General features: G+C 72.9%; 19 protein-coding genes. 14 read left to right on the top strand and 5 right to left on the bottom strand.

Annotated elements, in window-relative coordinates:
* Positions 1-40: 40 nt before the first annotated feature.
* Entirely contained in the window at positions 41-2,314 is a 2,274-nt protein-coding gene (locus LQK89_RS08315; RefSeq protein ID WP_231050731.1) for a carboxypeptidase regulatory-like domain-containing protein, read from the top strand.
* A 164-nt stretch (positions 2,315-2,478) separates the two neighbouring features.
* Here the strand turns inward: LQK89_RS08315 and LQK89_RS08320 are convergent, their stop codons facing one another.
* Together LQK89_RS08320 and LQK89_RS08325 are read right to left on the bottom strand one after the other, a co-directional pair.
* Positions 2,479-3,840 (bottom strand): MFS transporter, encoded by a 1,362-nt coding sequence (locus LQK89_RS08320; RefSeq protein WP_231050732.1) that lies wholly within the window; start codon positions 3,838-3,840, stop codon positions 2,479-2,481.
* 245 nt (positions 3,841-4,085) lie between these two features.
* Positions 4,086-4,931 carry a hypothetical protein gene (locus LQK89_RS08325; protein ID WP_231050733.1) on the bottom strand — a complete coding sequence of 282 codons (846 nt, stop codon included), beginning with the start codon at positions 4,929-4,931 and terminating at the stop codon, positions 4,086-4,088.
* Positions 4,932-5,040: 109 nt separating this feature from the next.
* Between LQK89_RS08325 and LQK89_RS08330 the strand changes: the two genes are divergently transcribed.
* Positions 5,041-5,289, top strand: coding sequence for a hypothetical protein (locus LQK89_RS08330; protein WP_058743025.1), 249 nt, complete (start codon positions 5,041-5,043; stop codon positions 5,287-5,289).
* Here the strand turns inward: LQK89_RS08330 and LQK89_RS08335 are convergent.
* Positions 5,286-6,026: a YidC/Oxa1 family membrane protein insertase gene (locus LQK89_RS08335; RefSeq protein WP_231050734.1), complete on the bottom strand. Its 741-nt coding sequence runs from the start codon at positions 6,024-6,026 to the stop codon at positions 5,286-5,288. The genes LQK89_RS08330 and LQK89_RS08335 overlap by 4 nt on opposite strands.
* A 72-nt stretch (positions 6,027-6,098) precedes the next feature.
* Entirely contained in the window at positions 6,099-6,389 is a 291-nt protein-coding gene (locus LQK89_RS08340) for a hypothetical protein (protein WP_231050735.1), read from the bottom strand.
* A gap of 64 nt (positions 6,390-6,453) precedes the next feature.
* On the opposite strand from LQK89_RS08340, the gene ybaK reads away from it, so the two are divergent.
* From ybaK to LQK89_RS08355, 3 genes are all read left to right on the top strand, one after another.
* Positions 6,454-6,939, top strand: coding sequence for a Cys-tRNA(Pro) deacylase (ybaK, locus tag LQK89_RS08345; protein ID WP_058743027.1), 486 nt, complete (start codon positions 6,454-6,456; stop codon positions 6,937-6,939).
* A 95-nt stretch (positions 6,940-7,034) separates the two neighbouring features.
* A complete protein-coding gene (locus LQK89_RS08350; protein ID WP_231050736.1) occupies positions 7,035-9,623 on the top strand; it encodes an ATP-dependent Clp protease ATP-binding subunit in 2,589 nt (862 codons plus the stop codon).
* A 602-nt stretch (positions 9,624-10,225) separates the two neighbouring features.
* Positions 10,226-10,459 (top strand): hypothetical protein, encoded by a 234-nt coding sequence (locus LQK89_RS08355; protein ID WP_058743028.1) that lies wholly within the window; start codon positions 10,226-10,228, stop codon positions 10,457-10,459.
* Positions 10,460-10,585: 126 nt separating this feature from the next.
* Here the strand turns inward: LQK89_RS08355 and LQK89_RS08360 are convergent, their stop codons facing one another.
* A complete protein-coding gene (locus LQK89_RS08360) occupies positions 10,586-11,605 on the bottom strand; it encodes a glycoside hydrolase family 6 protein (RefSeq protein ID WP_231050737.1) in 1,020 nt (339 codons plus the stop codon).
* A 152-nt stretch (positions 11,606-11,757) separates the two neighbouring features.
* Here LQK89_RS08360 and LQK89_RS08365 point away from each other — a divergent pair, with 152 nt between their 5' ends.
* The 9 genes from LQK89_RS08365 (at position 11,758) to ruvB (ending at position 19,747) form a co-directional block, all read left to right on the top strand.
* Positions 11,758-12,300, top strand: coding sequence for an adenine phosphoribosyltransferase (locus tag LQK89_RS08365; RefSeq protein ID WP_058743030.1), 543 nt, complete (start codon positions 11,758-11,760; stop codon positions 12,298-12,300).
* A gap of 94 nt (positions 12,301-12,394) precedes the next feature.
* Entirely contained in the window at positions 12,395-14,383 is a 1,989-nt protein-coding gene (gene thrS / locus LQK89_RS08370) for a threonine--tRNA ligase (protein WP_180226180.1), read from the top strand.
* Positions 14,383-15,009, top strand: coding sequence for an HIT family protein (locus LQK89_RS08375; protein ID WP_083520116.1), 627 nt, complete (start codon positions 14,383-14,385; stop codon positions 15,007-15,009). The genes thrS and LQK89_RS08375 overlap by 1 nt, the downstream gene beginning before the upstream one ends.
* 13 nt (positions 15,010-15,022) lie before the next feature.
* The gene (gene pdxS, locus LQK89_RS08380) at positions 15,023-15,943 is read left to right on the top strand and encodes a pyridoxal 5'-phosphate synthase lyase subunit PdxS (RefSeq protein ID WP_231050738.1); all 921 of its coding nucleotides are present in this window, start codon (positions 15,023-15,025) and stop codon (positions 15,941-15,943) included.
* Positions 15,940-16,533, top strand: a complete 594-nt coding sequence (pdxT, locus tag LQK89_RS08385) for a pyridoxal 5'-phosphate synthase glutaminase subunit PdxT (RefSeq protein WP_114851174.1) — start codon at positions 15,940-15,942, stop codon at positions 16,531-16,533. The genes pdxS and pdxT overlap by 4 nt, the downstream gene beginning before the upstream one ends.
* A 115-nt stretch (positions 16,534-16,648) precedes the next feature.
* Positions 16,649-17,413 carry a YebC/PmpR family DNA-binding transcriptional regulator gene (locus LQK89_RS08390; protein ID WP_058743032.1) on the top strand — a complete coding sequence of 255 codons (765 nt, stop codon included), beginning with the start codon at positions 16,649-16,651 and terminating at the stop codon, positions 17,411-17,413.
* 4 nt (positions 17,414-17,417) lie between these two features.
* Complete coding sequence (ruvC, locus tag LQK89_RS08395) at positions 17,418-18,086, top strand: crossover junction endodeoxyribonuclease RuvC (protein WP_331000579.1); 669 nt, start codon at positions 17,418-17,420, stop codon at positions 18,084-18,086.
* A gap of 9 nt (positions 18,087-18,095) precedes the next feature.
* Positions 18,096-18,719: a Holliday junction branch migration protein RuvA gene (ruvA, locus tag LQK89_RS08400; protein ID WP_231050739.1), complete on the top strand. Its 624-nt coding sequence runs from the start codon at positions 18,096-18,098 to the stop codon at positions 18,717-18,719.
* Positions 18,716-19,747 (top strand): Holliday junction branch migration DNA helicase RuvB, encoded by a 1,032-nt coding sequence (gene ruvB / locus LQK89_RS08405; RefSeq protein WP_058743034.1) that lies wholly within the window; start codon positions 18,716-18,718, stop codon positions 19,745-19,747. The genes ruvA and ruvB overlap by 4 nt, the downstream gene beginning before the upstream one ends.
* Positions 19,748-19,823 lie beyond the last annotated feature (76 nt).

Raw genomic sequence — 19,823 nt, forward strand, 5'->3', positions numbered from 1 at the left:
AAACGTCGAGGATCACTCGGCGCGGGACAGGGGAGCACGCATGCGCGGATGGCGCACGATCACGGCCGGGATCACCGGTCTCGTCCTGGGAGCAGGGTTGGCGGTGACCGGCGCGACGTCCGCGTCCGCCGCGACGACGGGGCACTGGGGAGCCTTCGAGGTGGACGGCAGTAGTCGCGCCTACACCGGCTCGGTGTCGCTGCCGGGCTTCCCGGAGACGACCTTCACCTCGACCTCGCGGCAGGCGGCGGTCGTCTCGGGTGCGACGACGGGCCAGGGGCCGTCCACGCCGCCCGGGGCCGTCTACGGCAACAGCCGTGGGAACACCTACCTGAACCAGCGGCCGGCCGTCGACCAACCGAACGCGGCGAGCGCCGCCGTCACGACCTACATGTTCGCGGGCGGGACCCCGGGTGCCGGCGGCTGGTCGTTCGTGCTGGGCGACATCGACGCCGACCAGGCCACGATCTCCGCGACGCTCGCGGACGGGTCGCCGGCGTCGGTCGCGCAGCTCGGCTACCAGGGCTCGTACAACTCCTGCTCGACGGTCTCGCCGGGCGGGTGGAGCTGCCCGTCGGACCCCGGGGGCGTCGCTCCCGGACAGGATCGACCGACGTGGGACCCCGCGACCGGCGTCCTGGTCGGGAACGCCGCTGCGAACGACACCGCGGGCGCGTCCGCCTGGTTCACGCCGACGGCCTCCCTCGCCACGCTCACCATCACCTACCAGCAGCGGAGCGGGTTCCCCGTCTACCAGACCTGGTTCGCGAACAAGACCTCGTCCCTGTCCGGGACCGCGAGGCTCGAAGGCGAGGCCCTGCCGGACACGCTCGTGACCGTCACCGCGCCGAACAGCACCGAGTACACCACCACGACGGACGGCCAGGGCCGGTACACCTTCGACGCGCTGACGCAGGCCGACGGCTACCGCGTGACCGTCGCGACGCCCGACAACGCCACCGTCACCGCGGCACCGGCACCGGTGTCCCTCCGCGCGGACGTCACGGACGCCGACTTCGCGTTCGCGACACCTCCCGGCACGGTCGTGGTCGACGGGACCGTCGTGGACACCGACGGCACGCCGGTCGCCGACGTCACCGTGGTCGTGACCGACCCGGCCACCGGGGCGACCCTGGCCGAGGTCGTCACCGACGCCGAGGGCCGCTACACCGTGCCCGGTCTGCCCGCGGGTACGCCCGTCGTCGCCACGGCTGACGGCGCGACGCCCGTCACCGCGACCACCGGCGCCGACGGTGCCCCGGCCGCGACCGTCCCGCCGCTCGTCGTCCAGGCACCGCTCGGCACCGTGGGCGGACGGGTCACGGTGGACGGGACCGCACCGGGCGATCCGGCGCGGATCGAGCTCCTGCAGGGCGGCGAGGTCGTCGCCTCGTTCGACACCGCGGCGGACGGCACCTACGACCTCCGTGTCCGCCCCGGTACCTACACGGTCCGGACCACCACGCCGACCGGCACCGCCGGGCCGACCGAGGTGTCGGTGACCGTCGCGGCCGACGGCACGGCGACGGCGGACTTCCCGTTCACCACGCCCGTCCCGGCCACGGTCTCCCAGCCCGGGTCCGTGCGGTACGAGGACGGCACGCCGATCGGCGGCGTCACCGTCACGGCGCGACCGGTCGACGCCGGCGCCGGGGCGGTCGTGGTCGTCCCGACGAACGCGGACGGCACCTACGACCTCGCGGGCCTCACACCCGGCACGCCGTACCGGATCACCGTCGACGGCGCGGCGGCGCAGGTCGTCACGACCGTGGACACCGGCGCCGCGTCGACCCCGGTCGACTTCGTCCTGCCGCTGCCGACGGTGGACCAGCCGGGCACCGTGACCGAGGCCGACGGCACGCCCGCACCGGACGTCGAGGTCGTGGCCACCCCGACCGACCCGGCCGACGGGGCCGCGGTGACCGTGACCACCGACCAGGACGGCGCGTTCGTGCTCTCCGGGTTGCGGCCGGAGACCGAGTACTCCGTCGTCGCCTCCACCGGCGACGTCGACAGCGAACCGGTCACCGTGACCACGGTCGCCGTCGGTGGGACGCCCACGCCGCTGACCATCGCGCTGTCGGCAGCCGCGGTCACGCCGACCCCGACGCCCTCCCCGAGCACGCCCGTGGCTCAGCCGGTCGCCGAAGTTGGGGGGACCACCGGCGGCGGCGCGGCCGGTCCGCTCGCGTACACCGGCGCCGAGCTCACCCCGGCGCTCGTCGCCGCCGGCGCACTCGTGCTCCTCGGCGGTGCCGTGCTGACCGCCCGGGGCGTCCGCTCCCGGCGACGCCCGGCACAGCAGCGCGACTGACGCACACGAGGACGGGCGGGCCGGCACCAGTCGACCCGCCCGTCCTCGTGCGTGCACCGAGCGCGCACGACACCCCGCCCGTCGATCGCCGACCGTGCAGACCGTGTCGGCGGACGACGCCGAGCGTGACAGATCTGGCCCGCTCGGCACCCGCCCCGCGCCCCTCAGCGCCGCCGGCGGGTGGGCACCGAGCCCGTCGCGACGGCGACCGGCCCGGTGAGCGTCTGGATCGCCCGGCTCACGACCGGCACCGACGTGGTGACGACCGCGAGCGAGGACGTGATCGCCTCGATCGACGACGTCGACAGGTGCTCCTGCGCGTGCGTGTGCACGGGGAACCCGCGGCGAGCGGCGACGACGACCCCGAGGGAGCCGACGAGCACGACCGCACCCGCGAACGGCAGCCACTGCAGCCCGACGGCCCCGAGTGCCTGCCCGCCGATCGCCGCGCCGCCCGCGATGCCGATGTTCGACGCCCCGTTGACGAGCGCGCCCGCGATGTCGGGGGAGACTCCGCCGGTGCGGATCGCCGCCGCCATGAACAGCGTGCCGGTGGTGCCGTTGGCCGCCATCCAGATCCCGGCGACCACCATCGTGCCGACGAGCGAGCCGTGCACGAACGGCATCGTGGCGAACGCGGCGGCCATCACGGCGATCGCTGCGAGCAGCGTCTGGCGGGGTGCCCGGTCGACGAACATCCCGGCGAGCCAGAGGCCGACGACCCCGGTGCCGCCGAGCACGAGGAGCGCGCCGCTGACCATGCCGGCGTCGAGCCCGGCGTCGATCGCGTACGGGCCGATGTACGTGTAGACGACGTAGTGACCGGCGAACAGCAGCAGGTCGGCGACGACGACGGAGAGCAGCCCGGTCCGCGCCCAGGCGCGCGGTGAACCGATGTGCGGCGAGGAGCTGCCGCGGACGGCCGGCAGGAACGCGGCGGCGACGACGGCGAGCGCCGCGGCGGCCAGGGCGACGGCGCCGACGGCCGGACGCCACCCGATGGTCTGCGCGACCCACGTCGCAATCGGGACGCCGAGGACGAAGCCCAGCGAGCTGCCCGAGTAGACGAACGCGATCGCCCGGCCGGCGAGCCGCGGCGGCACGATGCGCGTGGCGTAGGCCGACGCGACCGAGAAGAACAGCGCGTGCGCGACGCCGCCGACGACCCGGCCCGCGCAGACGACCGCGAACGACGGCGCCGTGGCGACGAGGACGTTCGACACCGCGTACCCGACTAGCGTCGCGACGAGCACGGTCTTCCGGGGGAGCCGCGCGGTGAACGACGTCAGCGGGAGCGCGAGCAGGGCGACGGCCGCGGCGTAGACGGTGACGACGATGCCCATGGTGGACTCGCTGACCCGGAGGTCGCGGCTCATGGTGCCGAGCAGACCGACCGGCATGAGCTCGGTCGTGATCGCGAAGAACGTGGCGAGCCCGAGCACGGCGATGCCGACGACGGACTGCGTGGTGACGGTGATCGGCCTCGTGTTCGTCGACACGGCCGAGGTGGTGGTGTTCGTGGACACGCTGCTGACCTCCTCCGGGGAACGGCGGAGCACGCGTCGGACCGACCGTCGTGACGGTGGTGCGCGATGCGCGCTCGCGGTGGTGTGGACCGGGTCGGACGACCCGGGGTGTTGTGGACGACTCCACGGCGAGTGCGCTCAACCAGTGTTGCACGGTGCATCCAGATCGCGCGAGGGGGTTCGCCGAGAAAGTCCTAGGAGCGCTCCAACGCAGCGCCCGTGCGGGCATTCCCGATCCGCTGCGATCAGTTCTCGTTCGTCACCGTGCCCTGCACGCCACCGCCACGCAGGGTCAGCGTCAGCGTCCCGCTCATCGACTGCGCGGACAGGGACACCGACCCGTGCAGTGCCTCCTCGCGCGGGTAGCACGCGGTCGTCGACTCGAGCCGGTTCGCCGTCGCGACGAGGCAGATGGTCGAGCGGTCCGTCCCGATGCCGGCCCAGACGTTCCATGGTGTCTCGAAGGCACTCCCGTCGAGCGCCCGGTTCGTGAACACCAGTCGCGTCGTCCGCAGGCTCACCGGCGCCTCGACGGGGCCCGGCAGCTGGTCCGCGTACGTCTGCGGCATGTCGAGCAGCTCCTCGAGCGTGACCGTCCCCGGCGTCGGCGTGGTGCTCGGTCCGGCGGCCGGCTGGTCGCGCGCGGTGCCGACGAGCGTGCCGGCGGCGAAGGCGACCGCGATGGTCGCCGCCGCGCCGAGCGCGATCCAGACGCGCGGCCTGGCCGTCCACAGCAGCCCGGCGAGGCGGCTGCGGACCGTCTGCGGTGCACCGGCCTGGAGGCCCGCCCCACCGCCGTCCCGCGCCTCCGGTCCGTCCGTGGTCGCCTCCGGCGCGGCTGTCGCCACGGCGGCGACCGGTGCGGCCGCGCGGTCCGGCACCGCGCCGGGGCTGGCCACGCGGCGTGACCGGCCGTCGGGCTCGGCCGGCGGGGCGGGCGCGGGGCGTGCCTCCCGTCCGTGGTCCGCGGTGCTGCCCGCCAGGGCCTGCAGGGCGAGCCGCGCCCGCGCAGCCTCGTCCGGCGGCGTCTCGGCACCCCACGCGAGTGCCTCGAGCCGCGCCCGTTCCGTCGCGACGTCGTCGTCGGCCATGTGCGCTCCCGGTCCGGACGCACCGGACGTCCGCCATGTTCCCACCGGAGCGCCCCGCGCGTCCGGTCGCGGCGGGCACTGTCCAGTCGGCGACGGGTAGACGGGACGCATGACCGACCAGCACGAACACGAACGAGCCGACGCCGAGCGCCACGACGCCGTCCGGCACGACGCGGACCCGGAGACCCTCGAGGCGCTGTCGCACGACACCCAATCCGGCGAGGCCGACTACGTCGCGACGAGCCCCGGCGGCAGCGGCACCGAGCGCCACGTCCCGACGGCCGACGAGGAGCAGGGCCGCGGGTCCGAGTACGACCCCGTCGACCAGGGCCCGCAGCAGGAGGGGCAGGGCGGCTAGCGCAGCACCCGGCGCAGCACGGCTCGTTCGCCGAGCGTCCAGACCGCGCTCGTCACGACGTACAGCGTCGCGGCGAGCGGAGCGACCGCGGCGAACACCACGGAGACGAACGGTGCCCACCGGGCGACGGCCGTCCCCACGCGGACCGTGGCGGCCGGTGCGGTGCCGTCCTGCGCGACCGGGTTCCAGCGCAGGGCCGCGCGACGGGACGCCTCAACCACGACGGTCAGGACGGCGAGCAGGACGAGGACGACCCACGCGTGCGTCCAGAGCGGCCCGGCGAGGACGACGAGCAGCGAGTGCCCGAGCGGGATCCCGACGAGTGTGGCGTCGAGCAGCACGTTGACGGCGCCGTCGATCGTGGCGTGCGTGAACAGTGTGTACACGAGCGACAGCACCGGTGCCTGCGCGAGCACCGGCAGACACCCGGCGAGCGGCGAGACCCGTTCGGACGTGTACAGCTCCTGGGCCGCACGCTGCAGGCGCTCGCGGTCGGATCCGTACCGTCGCCGCAGGGCCGCGAGCTGTGGGGCGAGTCGGCGGCGGTCCCGTTCGGCCCGGACCTGCAGCACGGACAGGGGTACGAGCGCGACGCGGACGGCGAGCGTGAGCGCGACGACGGCCAGGGCGGCGGCGAACCCGCCGCCGACGGGGGTGAGGGCGCCGGTGAGCGCGGTGAGCAGGTCGGCGCCGCCGTGCAGCAGCGGGCCGACGACGGGCAGGGTGGTGGTGTCCACGGGGTTCCGATCGGTGGGAGGGGCACGGGTGCGTGCGGCCCGGTCACCGTCGGTGGTCGTCACCGTCCGGGATCAGGCCGGGACGGGTGCTCCCGGTGCCCGACCGCGGACGTGTCCGTCGGCGTCGGGGTGGCTCCACGCGATCCGCGTCACGAGCTCCGCGGCCTCGGCAGCGGCCGGACCCGGGCGGGGGAGCCGTGCGATGCCGAGGACGACCGCGAGCAGGTGCACGACGACGACACCGATCGCGACGGCCGTCAGCCCGAGGGCGGCCACCGCGAGCAGCGGGGCCGGTCCGACCGCGGGGTCGCCGAGGACGAGCGCCGCGACGATGCGCAGCAGTCCCTCGACGAGCGTGATCACCCGTTCAGCGTAACGCCCGCGCGCCGCAGCCGACCGGCAGGAGCGGACGGGCAGGATCGACGCCATGACCGCAGGATCGCCGAGCACCCCAGCGACCCTCGCCCTCGAGCGGGCGGGGATCCCGTACACCCCGCACGTCTACGAGCACCACGAGACGGCGACGAACTTCGGCGAAGAAGCAGCGGCCGCGCTCGGCCTGCGCGAGGAGCAGGTCTTCAAGACCCTGGTGGTCTCGGTCGACGGCCAGCTCGCGGTCGCGGTCGTCCCGGTCGCGAACCGGCTCGACCTCAAGGCGATCGCCGCGGCCCTCGGCGGCAAGAAGGCCTCGCTGGCGCTGCCGGCCCTCGCCGAGAAGCGCACGGGGTACGTCGTCGGTGGGATCAGCCCGGTCGGCCAGAAGGCCCGGCTGCGGACGGTCGTCGACGAGTCGGCCCTGACGTACGCGAGCATCTTCGTCTCGGGCGGCCGCCGCGGGTTCGACATCGAGCTCGCGCCCACGGACCTGATCACCGCCACGGACGCCCGGACCGCGGCGATAGCGCGGACCTGAGTCGGGTCGCCGCAACTTTCTCCGACGAACGGGAATGAGCCCGCTCTTCCTGCGTTGCATTGAGTCGAAGGCACTCAAATTCCCAGGAGGTCCCGTTGCCAGAGACGTTCGGCCCGACCAGCGGCAGTGACTCGTTCGACGAGTTCCTCGCACGACTCCTCGCGGCCCAGGAGACCGGCGCCCGGCGGTCCGTCCCGCTCGGACGCCCGGTCGACATCACGCGACTGCTCAGCCGTCGCACCCACGAGCTGCTCCAGCGCACCGCCAGGTACGCCGTGTCCCAGGGACAGCGCGAGCTCGACGCGCTGCACCTGCTGCACGAGCTCGTCGCCACCGAACCCTTCGACGCGGTCGTCCGCTCCGCCGGCGTCGACCCCGAGCACCTCGCGCACGAGGTCGAGCAGCGCCTGCCCGCCCCGTCCGACGCACCCGTCGACGCCCGCCCCGCCCTCACCCCGAGCGCGCAGCGCATCCTCGTCGAGGCCACCCAGGCGGCGCGCGGGTTCGGCAGCACCTACACCGACCCCGAGCACGTCTTCTTCGCGCTCGTCATGGACCAGGAGACCGTCACCGGTCAGCTCCTGGCGAGCGCCGGCGTGACCCCGCAGGTCATGCAGTCGTACGCACAGCAGGCCGCCGCGGCGGCGCGAGAGGGGCGACCCGTGCCCGGCACCACCGACACCGACGAGCAGCAGCGGCAGTCGGACACCCCGACGCTCGATCAGTTCGGCACCGACCTCACCGAGCGCGCCCGCCAGGGCGGCATCGACCCGGTGATCGGGCGCGCCGACGAGATCGAGCAGACCGTCGAGATCCTGCTCCGCCGCACCAAGAACAACCCCGTCCTGATCGGTGAGCCCGGCGTCGGCAAGACCGCCGTCGTCGAGGGGCTCGCGCAGCGCATCGCCGACGGCGACGTCCCCGTGCTGCTCCAGGGCAAGCGGGTCGTCGCCCTCGACCTCGCCGGCATGCTCGCCGGCACGCGCTACCGCGGCGACTTCGAGGAGCGCCTGACGAACGCGATGGACGAGATCACTGCGCACGCTGACGAACTCATCGTCTTCGTCGACGAGCTGCACACCATCGTCGGCGCCGGCGGTGGCGGCGAGGGCGGCTCGATGGACGCCGGCAACATCCTCAAGCCGCGGCTGGCCCGCGGCGAGCTGCACCTCGTCGGTGCGACGACGCTCGCCGAGTACCGCCGCATCGAGCAGGACGCCGCCCTCGAACGCCGCTTCCAGCCCGTCACCGTGGGGGAGCCGAGCGTCGAGGACGCGGTCGCGATCCTGACCGGCCTGGCGCCCCGCTACGCCGAGCACCACGACGTCGAGTACACCGACCAGGCCCTCCGCGCCGCCGTCGAGCTCTCGCACCGCTACGTCACCGACCGGCACCTGCCCGACAAGGCGATCGACCTCATCGACCAGGCCGGCGCCCGCCGGCGGCTGGCCCGCTCGGGCGACGTCGACGTGGCCGCCCTGCGAGAGCAGGTCGCGTCCCTCGCCACGGCGAAGGACGCCGCGGTCGCCGAGGAGCGCTACGAGGAGGCGTCGCGCCTGCGCGACGAGATCGACGGACTGGAGGCACGGATCACCGCCGCCTCGCAGGACGACGGCAGCCGCGCCTCCCGTCCGGCACCGGGTGACCGCACGATCACGGAGGCCGACGTCGCCGCGGTGGTGTCCCGGGCCACCGGGATCCCCGCCACCCGCCTCACGCAGGGTGACCGGAGCCGACTGGCCGGCCTGGAGGACGAGCTGCACGAGCGGGTCGTCGGCCAGGACGACGCGGTGCGCGCCGTCGCGACCGCCGTGCGGCGCAGCCGGACCGGCATGGGCGACCGTCGTCGGCCGGTCGGGAGCTTCCTGTTCCTCGGCCCGACGGGTGTCGGCAAGACCGAGCTCGCGAAGGCCCTCGCCGGGTCGCTCTTCGGCGACGAGTCGGCGATGCTCCGCTTCGACATGAGCGAGTTCGGCGAGCGCCACACGGTCTCGCGGCTCGTCGGTGCCCCTCCCGGGTACGTCGGCTACGGCGAGGCCGGGCAGCTCACCGAACGCGTGCGGCGCAACCCGTACTCGGTGATCCTGCTCGACGAGGTCGAGAAGGCGCACCCGGACGTGTTCAACCTGCTCCTGCAGGTGCTCGACGACGGGCGTCTGACCGACGGACAGGGACGCACCGTCGACTTCCGGAACACGGTCGTCGTCATGACGTCGAACATCGGGTCGGAGTTCCTCGCCTCGCGGTCCGGTGCGCTCGGCTTCTCGGCCGCGGGGGACGGCGGTTTCGACGAGGACGACCTGCGGCGCCGCGTGATGGGGCGGCTGCGCGAGGCCGTGCGTCCGGAGTTCATCAACCGCATCGACGACATCGTGCTGTTCCGCAAGCTCGAGCAGGACCAGCTCCGGTCGATCGTCGACCTGCTGCTGCGGGACACGTCCCTGCGGCTGCTCGCGCAGGGGATGACCCTGTCGGTGTCCGACGCCGCGGCCGCCTGGCTCGCCGAGCACGGTGCCGAGCCGGAGTACGGCGCCCGTCCGCTCCGTCGGCTCATCCAGCGCGAGGTGGACGACCGCATCGCGAGCCTGGTCGTGGACGAGGCCGTGCACGAGGGCGACACCGTCCGCGTGGACGTGGTCGACGGCGCGCTCGTGGTCGGTGTCGTGCACACCGCCCTGGTCTGACCCTCGCCACACGACGGCCCGGTACCGCTTCGGTACCGGGCCGTCGTCGTGTGCGGAATGCGATCTGGAACTTCTTCCGGATTTCTTCGAGAAAAGGGTTGCGCTCGCTTTCCCGGGATGGATAGTGTTCACGAGCACCACCGGCTGAACGACGATGAAAGGGGGCCGACAAGATGATGATCACCGCGATGAACCCGTTCCGTGGAGTCCGTGGGATCGGCGGCTCCCCGATCCGTCACCGCTGACGCGGGACGTCCGCTCCAGCCCACCCGGCCGCGCTCGCGACGAGTCTGCACTCTCGATGAGTCTGTGCTCGTTGCGCGCCTGCTGATCCGCGCGGCTGACGCGCCCTGAAGGTTCCGCTCTGCGGGTCCGATCCGGGACGCGTCCGCTCGGCGCTGACCCGGTCCTGACCGGACGCGCGCGGCGCGTTCCGTGGGCTGAGCGGACGACGTCCCCACGATCCTCCAGTACCGCGTGTCGACATTCTCGGTCGCCGCGCGGAATGTCGTCGCGTGCATTTCCGGCGCGCGCCGGCACTGCATTCCTGCCCGCCCCCTGCGGGTTGTTCCGTCCTGCCCTCCTGCCAGAAAGGCACCACCGTGTCGAACGACCTCGACGTCCGCCCTCCCAGTACCCGTGCGCTCCGGCGCCGGGTCTCCCTCGCCGACCGCATCGCCCTCCGGGTCGGCATGTCCCTGATCATCTGGAGTCGGCGCACCCACCACGTGCGGCACGCCGTCGACCACGCCACCCGGCTGCGACTCGAGCGCGAGCGGCGCCAGCGCGAGGTGGACCTGCTCGTGCACAGCGCCGTCATGCGCATGTGGCGCTGAGCCCCGCGGTCGCGGCTGCTCGGCCGCCGGCTGCCGTCGCTCCGAACCACGAACGCGACGTCGAACCAGGCATCCCGCCTGGTTCGACGTCGCTTCGTCGGTTCGACGCGCGTCGAACCGTCCGCGCTACCGCTTCCGGTTCGCCACGAGGGCCACCGCGTACGCCGGGAACCACGTCCCAGCCGCCGGTCCGCCGTTGCAGGTCCCGTCGCTGGTGCCGGGGGTCTTCACCCACAGCAGGGCGTCGAGCCGCGTGGTCCCGGCGGTGACCCGCGGCGACTGCCCGAGTCCGGCGCCCGTCGGGTTGCACCACGTGCCGCGCCACCCGCGGCCGTTCCGTGACACGTCGATCACGTAGCGCGCGCCGCCGACCAGTGCGCTGAGACGGTCGGCGTAGGCGCGCTCCCCGTCGACACCGTAGAAGTTCGCCACGTTCGTGTAGAAACCCCGTGCTCGGTCGATGCCCGCGCGCTGCAGCAGCGCCGCCTGCACGGCCGGCGGGTTCCAGTCCTCGTTCCCGCCGTCCAGGTAGGCGGGGACCCCGGCGTCGGCGAACGCACGGACCGCCGAGGCCACCAGTGCGGGACGGGTCGCGCTCTCGGACACGCACGAGGTCAGGTGGGACAGCGAGTCCGGTTCGACGAGGACGACGGCGCGGTGGCCGCGGAGCATCGTCGCGATCCGCTGGTTCCACACGGGGTACTCCGCTGCGCTGAGTCCGCCGGCCGAGTACCCACCGCAGTCCCGGTTCGGGATCGCGTAGGTCACGAACACCGGGGTCGTCCCGCTCTTCTCGGCCGCGGCGAGGTTGCGGGCCACGACGCGGTCCAGCTGGTCGCCGCGGAGCCAGTCGCCCAGCCAGGTGGCGATGGGCTGCGCGGCGATCGTCCGAGCGGCTGCCGCGTCGGCGGTCCTGCCCTGGGCGGCGAGTGCCGCGGCCGCGGCGGCGGGTTGGTTGTCCGGCTGCATGGTCAGTCCGCCGGCGAACACCGCACTCGCGGGTGCCGTCCTGATGGTGCCCGCCGCGATCGGCGCGCGGGCCGTCCGTGTGGCAGCCGTCGCACTGCTCGGCGCGACCGACAGGCCGACGACCACGATCGCCGCCGTGAAGGCGGCGGTGGCCAGGGTGCTGACGCGGTGGTGCACGGTTCCTCCCGACCAGGAGGGCGCCCCGTGCACCCGGTCGACCGGTCCTCGTCCAATGGGAACCCCTCACGGGCCCGCGCGTCGAGCACCAGAACGAGGGGCAGGGACCGCCCTCGGCGTGGTCCGCCCACGCGGTCGACTACCGTTGTGCGGTGACCGAAACCGCTGCTGCCCTCGTCGAACGTCTCACCGCGATCGTGCCGGACTTCCCGAAGCCCGGCATCCTGTTCCGCGACGTGACCCCGGTGTTCTCCGACCCCGTCGCGTTCGGCCGCGTCTGCGAGGCCCTCGCCGCACCGTTCGCCGTGGGCGCGGGGTTCCAGGCGGTCGCCGGCATCGAGGCCCGCGGGTTCGCCCTCGCCGGCGGGATCGCCGCGCAGCACCAGGTCGGCGTCCTGACCGTCCGCAAGGCGGGGAAGCTCCCCGGCGAGGTCCTCAGCGAGCAGTACGCGCTGGAGTACGGCGAGGCGGAGCTCGAGCTCCGCCCGGGCCAGCTGCCGCAGGGGACCCGGGTGCTCGTCGTCGACGACGTCCTGGCGACCGGTGGCACGGCGGCGGCCACCGTCACGCTGCTCGAGCGTGCCGGCTACGAGGCGATCGGCTTCGCGTCGCTCCTCGAGCTCGACGGCCTGGCCGGGCGCGAGCGCCTCGAGCCGCGCCTGCCGGTCACCACGCTCGGGCGCGTGCCCGCCTGAACCGGCGCGACCGCGCACTAGTCTTGACCCACCCCTGAACCAACCGAGGAGCACCACGATCGTGACCGACGCAGTCGCACCCGAGCCCGCAGACCTGCCCCAGGCACCCGAGCCCCGCACCGCGACGACGGCCACGACGGGCACCGAGCTCTTCGACGGCGAGCGCGGCGTCGTCGCCATCCGCGTCGGCGGTGTCCTGAAGGACCTCGACGCGGCCGTGCAGGACGGCGAGACCGCCGAGGCGGTGACGCTGCAGGAGCAGGACGGCCTCGACATCCTCCGACACTCCGCCGCGCACGTGCTCGCACAGGCGGTGCAGCAGATCAACCCGGACGCCAAGCTCGGCATCGGGCCGCCCGTCACCGACGGCTACTACTACGACTTCGACGTCGCCGAGCCGTTCACGCCCGAGGACCTCAAGGCGATCGAGAAGGGCATGGACCGGATCATCCGCCAGGCCCAGCGCTTCCGCCGGGTCGTGGTCACCGACGACGAGGCTCGTGAGCGCATGGCGGGGGAGCCCTACAAGCAGGAGCTCATCGGCCTCAAGGGCGCAGCGGCCGACGGCGACTCCGGCGAGAGCGTCGAGGTCGGCGCCGGCGAGCTCACCGTCTACGAGAACGTCGACCCGAAGTCCGGCGAGGTCGTCTGGCAGGACCTCTGCCGCGGCCCGCACGTGCCGCACACCCGCTGGATCGGCAACGCGTCGAAGCTCATGCGCGTGGCGGCGGCCTACTGGCGAGGTTCCGAGAAGAACCCGCAGCTGCAGCGCGTCTACGGCACGGCGTGGCCGGACAAGGAGCAGCTCAAGGCGTACCAGCTCCGGCTCGAGGAGGCAGCGAAGCGCGACCACCGCAAGCTCGGTGCCGAGCTCGACCTGTTCTCGTTCCCCGACGAGATCGGCTCGGGCCTGGCGATCTTCCACCCGAAGGGCGGCATCATCCGCCGCGAGATGGAGGACTACTCGCGCCGCCGGCACGAACAGGAGGGCTACTCCTTCGTCTACACGCCGCACATCACCAAGGGCGACCTGTTCGAGCAGTCGGGCCACCTCGGTTGGTACAAGGACGGCATGTTCCCGGCCATGCACATGGACCAGGCGACGGACGAGGACGGCAACGTCACGCGGCAGGGGGCGGACTACTACCTCAAGCCGATGAACTGCCCGATGCACATCTTGGCGTACCGCTCGCAGGCCCGCTCCTACCGCGACCTGCCGCTGCGGATGTTCGAGTTCGGCACGGTCTACCGCAACGAGAAGTCCGGCGTCATCCACGGACTCACGCGCGTCCGCGGCATGACCCAGGACGACGCCCACATCTTCACCACGCAGGAGAAGATGAAGGAGGAGCTCACCACGACGCTCCAGTTCGTCCTCTCGCTGCTCCGCGACTACGGCCTCGACGACTTCTACCTCGAGCTCTCCACGAAGGACCCGGAGAAGTACGTCGGCGACGACGAGGTGTGGGAGGTCGCGACGAACACCCTGCGCGAGGTCGCCGAGGAGTCCGGGCTCGAGCTCGTCCCGGACCCGGCGGGCGCGGCGTTCTACGGCCCGAAGATCTCGGTGCAGGCCCGTGACGCCATCGGCCGCACCTGGCAGATGTCGACCGTGCAGCTCGACTTCAACCTGCCGGAGCGCTTCGGCCTCGAGTACACGGCGCCGGACGGCTCGCGTCAGCGCCCGGTGATGATCCACCGCGCCCTGTTCGGTTCGATCGAGCGCTTCTTCGGCGTCCTCACCGAGCACTACGCGGGCGCGTTCCCGGCGTGGCTGTCCCCGGTCCAGGTCGTCGCGATCCCGGTCGCCGCCGAGTACGGCGACTACCTCGACGAGGTCGTCGCGAAGCTCCGCTCGCACGGGGTCCGCGCCGAGGTCGACCACTCGGACGACCGCATGCAGAAGAAGATCCGCACGCACACCAAGGCGAAGGTGCCGTTCCAGCTCATCGCCGGCGGCGACGACCGCGACGCCGGCGCCGTGAGCTTCCGCTTCCGCGACGGCCGCCAGGACAACGGCGTGCCCGTGGACGAGGCGGTCGAACGCATCCTCACCGCGATCCGCGACCGCACGCAGGTCTGATGGTCGCCGAGCAGCCGGGAGGCACGCCGTCGGTCCCCGGGACCGGTCACGTCGACGACGTGGTCGGTCCCGACCCGCTGGTCATCCGGGACGCCGCGACCGGCGCGGCCGTCCCGGACGCCTTCCAGCGGCTCTGGAACCCGCACCGGATGGCGTACATCGACGCCGGTCGAGAGGGGAAGGGCCGCGGGCACGAGGACGACTGCCCGTTCTGTGAGGCGCCCCGGAAGTCCGACGAGGACGCCCTCATCGTCGCCCGCGGCGAGCACGCCTACGTCCTGCTCAACCTGTTCCCGTACAACAACGGCCACCTGCTCGTCTGCCCGTACCGGCACGTCCCGCTCTACGACGAGGCGACGCCGGACGAGACCCGCGAGATGGCGGAGCTGACCCAGACGGCGATGCGCGTGCTGCGTGCCGTGTCGCACTGCGACGGCTTCAACATCGGCATGAACCAGGGCGAGATCGCGGGCGCCGGGGTGGCCGGGCACCTGCACCAGCACGTCGTCCCGCGGTGGGCCTCGGACTCGAACTTCTTCCCGATCATCGCCCGGACGAAGTCGATGTCCCAGCTGCTGGGGGACACCCGCCGACTCGTCGCGGAAGGCTGGCCGACGGCGCACTAGAGTGGAGGGCATCATGAGCGACAGCACCAGCACCTCGGGCACCAACGGCACCTCGATCACCGGCTCCGACCGCGTCAAGCGCGGTCTCGCCGAGATGCTCAAGGGCGGCGTGATCATGGACGTCGTCGACGCCGAGCAGGCCCGCATCGCGGAGGAAGCCGGCGCGACCGCCGTCATGGCCCTCGAGCGCGTCCCCGCCGACATCCGCGCCCAGGGCGGCGTCGCCCGCATGTCCGACCCCTCGATGATCGAGGAGATCATCGCCTCGGTGTCGATCCCCGTCATGGCGAAGGCCCGCATCGGCCACTTCGTCGAGGCACAGGTGCTCCAGGAGCTCGGCGTCGACTACATCGACGAGTCCGAGGTCCTGTCGCCCGCCGACTACGTCAACCACATCGACAAGTGGAACTTCACCACGCCGTTCGTCTGCGGCGCCACCAACCTGGGCGAGGCACTCCGTCGCATGACCGAGGGTGCCGCGATGATCCGCTCCAAGGGCGAGGCCGGCACCGGTGACGTGTCCGAGGCGACGAAGCACATCCGCACCATCTCGAAGGAGATCGCGGCGCTCCGGTACCTCAAGGAGGACGAGCTCTACGTCGCCGCGAAGGAGCTCCAGGCGCCGTTCGACGTCGTCAAGGAGGTCGCGCAGACCGGCAAGCTCCCGGTCGTGCTCTTCACCGCCGGCGGTGTCGCCACCCCGGCCGACGCCGCGATGATGATGCAGCTCGGTGCCGACGGCGTGTTCGTCGGGTCCGGCATCTTCAAGTCCGGCGACCCCGCGAAGCGCGCCGCCGCCATCGTCAAGGCCGTCACCTTCCACGACGACCCCAAGGTCATCGCCGAGGTGTCCCGCGGGCTCGGTGAGGCCATGGTCGGCATCAACGTCGCCGACGTCCCCGCCCCGCACCGTCTCGCCGAGCGCGGCTGGTGAGCGCCCGACCCCGCATCGGGGTCCTCGCGCTGCAGGGTGACTTCCGCGAGCACATCGCGTCGCTGACGGAGCTCGGCGCCGACGTCGTGCCGCTCCGCCGCCCGGAGGAGATCGACGCCCTCGACGGTGTCGTGATCCCGGGCGGCGAGTCGAGCGTCATGGACAAGCTCTCCCGGGCGTTCGGCGTGGCCGAGCCCCTGTCCGCGGCGATCCGCGGCGGGCTCCCGACGTACGGCACCTGCGCGGGGATGATCATGCTCTCGTCGCGCATCGCCGCGGGGATCCCGGGGCAGCAGACGCTCGACGTGCTCGACACGACGGTGCGCCGCAACGCGTTCGGCAGCCAGAACGACTCCTTCGAGACCGACATCCCGATGCCGGCGCTCGGCGAGGCCCCGGTGCACGCGGTGTTCATCCGCGCGCCCGTGGTGGAGCAGCACGGCACCGACGTCCAGGTCCTCGGCGCCCTCGCGGACGGACAGGTCGTCGCCGTGCAGCAGGGCAACGTCCTCGCGAGCGCGTTCCACCCCGAGGTCGCGGGCGAGGACCGCTTCCACCGTCGCTTCCTGGCGATGGTCCGCTCCGCCTGACGCCTGCCCCGGATGCCGGGCGCGACCGGGCTGGGACGCGACCCGCGGGGCGGCGGCGATCCGATCCTCCCGGCCGGTAGACTGGTCCGGATCTTCAGCGAGACCAAGGAGCACCGTGTCCGGGCATTCCAAGTGGGCAACGACCAAGCACAAGAAGGCGGTCATCGACCAGCGCCGCGCGAAGTCGTTCGCCAAGCTCATCAAGAACATCGAGGTCGCGGCCAAGATGGGCGGGGCCGACCTGTCGGGCAACCCGACCCTGGTCGACGCGGTCCAGAAGGCCAAGAAGACCTCGGTGCCGAACGACAACATCGACCGCGCCATCAAGCGCGGTGCCGGTCTGACCGGTGAGTCGATCGAGTACACGACGATCATGTACGAGGGCTACGGCCCGAACGGCGTCGCGATGCTCGTCGAGTGCCTCACCGACAACAAGAACCGCGCCGCGGCCGAGGTCCGGACGGCGATGTCCCGCAACGGCGGCACCATGGCCGACCCGGGCAGCGTCGCCTACAACTTCTCCCGCAAGGGCGTCATCTCGGTGACGAAGGTCGACGGCCTCGACGAGGACACCGTCATGACGGCCGTGCTCGACGCGGGCGTCGAGGACGTCATCGACCAGGGCGGTGGCTTCGAGGTCATCACCGAGGCGACCGACCTCGTCGCTGCGCGCACCGCGCTGCAGGACGCCGGCATCGACTACGACTCCGCCGACGCCGAGTTCGTCCCCGGCGTCAAGGTCCCGGTCGACGCGGACACCGCGCGCAAGGTCTTCAAGCTGATCGACGCGCTCGAGGACTCGGACGACGTGCAGAACGTCTACGCGAACTTCGACATCCCCGCGGACGTCCAGGCCGAGCTCGACGAGGACGAGGACTAGTCCGATGCTCCGGGTGCTCGGGGTCGACCCCGGGCTCACCCGGTGCGGCGTCGGCGTGGTCGAGGTCGCACCGAACCGGCGTGCCCGGCTCGTGCACGTCACCGTCGTGCGCACGCCGGCCGACATGGCGCTCGAACAGCGCCTGCTCCGCATCGCGGACGGCATCGCCGCCGAGATCGACGAGCACCGTCCGGACGCCGTCGCCGTCGAGCGCGTCTTCGCGCAGGCGAACGTCCGGACGGTGATGGGCACGGCCCAGGCCGCCGGACTCGCGCTGCACGCCGCGGCGGCGCGCGGTCTGCCCGTCGGACTGCACACGCCGTCCGAGGTCAAGGCCGCCGTCACCGGCTACGGCAACGCCGACAAGCGGCAGGTGCAGACCATGATCGCCCGGGTGCTCGGACTCGACGAGGCCCCGAAGCCGGCGGACGCCGCGGACGCGCTCGCGCTGGCCGTGTGCCATGCCTGGAGGCTCGGATCACCCGACCGGGTCGGCCCCGGTCCGGCGACGCTCACCCCGGCACAGCGCGCCTGGCGGGACGCGCAGGCCGGCACCGCGGACTCCCCGCTCGCCCGCGCGGCCGCCGCGGCGCGTCCGGGCGGCGGCGCACCGTTCGCTCCCGGCCGGGGCGGTGCCGCGCGGCGGGCCGGCTCCGTCGGTGGGCAGCCCTAGGCTCGGAGCATGATCGCGAGCCTCCGGGGAACCTGCATCGACATCGCCGGATCGGCCGTCGTGGTCGAGGTCGGGGGAGTCGGGTACGCCGTGACCGTCACCCCGGCGCACGCGCTGACGATGCGCCACGGGTCAGAGGTGTTCCTGCGCACGCGGATGATCGTGCGCGAGGACGAGCACCAGCTGTTCGGCTTCGAGTCGGCCGAGGCGCTGCAGGTCTTCGACTTCCTGCGCAGCGTGTCGGGCGTCGGCCCGAAGTCCGCGATGGGGGTGCTCGCACACCTCGACCCTGCCCAGGTCGCGAACGCCGTGGCCGCCGAGGACGACGCCGTCTTCCGCAAGGTCTCCGGCATCGGCCCGAAGACCGCCAAGCTCATCACGGTCGCGCTCTCCGGCAAGCTCGTCGCCTTCGAGCAGGCACCCGCCGGCGCCACGGTCGCGGGTGCCGCCGGGGCACACCCCGCCGCGATCGACGTCGTCTCGGCGCTCGTCGGCCTCGGGTGGCGCGAGGACGCCGCGCAGTCCGCCGTCGACTCGGTCGTCGCCACCGACCCGGGCGCCGCCGCCATGGGCACGCAGTCGCTCCTCCGCGCCGCGCTCGGGACCCTCCGTCCGGCGGGGGCCGGACGGTGAGCGGCATCACCTCCGCCGGCGCCGAGTCGCAGGAAGAGCTCGCGTTCGAGGGCGCGCTCCGGCCGAAGTCCCTGGACGAGTTCGTCGGCCAGCGCAAGGTCCGCGGCCAGCTCGACCTGCTGCTCAAGGCCGCCGCGATGCAGGAGCGCACGCCGGACCACATCCTGATGGCCGGGCCGCCCGGTCTCGGCAAGACGACGCTCGCGATGATCGTCGCGCACGAGTCCGGCCGTCCGCTGCGGATGTCGAGCGGGCCGGCGATCCAGCACGCCGGTGACCTCGCGGCGGTGCTCTCGTCGCTCGTCCCGGGCGAGGTCCTGTTCATCGACGAGATCCACCGCATGGCGCGCTCCGCAGAGGAGATGCTCTACCTCGCGATGGAGGACTTCCGCATCGACGTCATGGTCGGCAAGGGTGCTGGCGCGACGAGCATCCCGCTCGACCTCGCGCCGTTCACGCTCGTCGGGGCGACCACCCGCGCGGGCCTCCTCCCGAACCCCCTGCGCGATCGCTTCGGCTTCACGGCACACCTCGAGTTCTACGAGAAGGACGAGCTCGAACAGGTCCTGATCCGCGCCGCGCACCTGCTCGACCTGCGCATCGACCGCTCGGCGCTCCGCGAGATCGCCGGGCGCTCCCGAGGGACCCCGCGCATCGCGAACCGTCTGCTCCGCCGGGTCCGGGACTACGCGCTCGTGCACGGCACCGCCGACGGCATGACGGCCGTCCAGGGGGCGCTCGACCTGTACGACGTCGACGAACTCGGTCTCGACCGCCTCGACCGCGCAGTCGTCGAGACGATGCTCACGCGCTTCGACGGGGGTCCGGTCGGCCTGAACACCCTCGCGGTGTCCGTCGGCGAGGAGTCCGAGACCATCGAGTCCGTCGTGGAGCCGTTCCTCGTGCGGGTCGGCCTCGTCACGCGGACGCCGCGCGGTCGGATCGCCACCCCGCAGGCCTGGCGCCACTTCGGCCTGACGCCGGGCGCCGCCACCGGGATGCAGCCGGACCTGTTCGACGACGAATAGCGGCATGCGGTATTCTATATCCTGAGTCATGCGCCGGGTGCAGCACGCCGTGCGACCGGACGGGTGCAGACCCGTG

It is taken from the genome of Curtobacterium sp. C1, assembly GCF_021049325.1.
In the GTDB taxonomy this organism is placed as follows: Bacteria; Actinomycetota; Actinomycetes; order Actinomycetales; family Microbacteriaceae; genus Curtobacterium; species Curtobacterium citreum.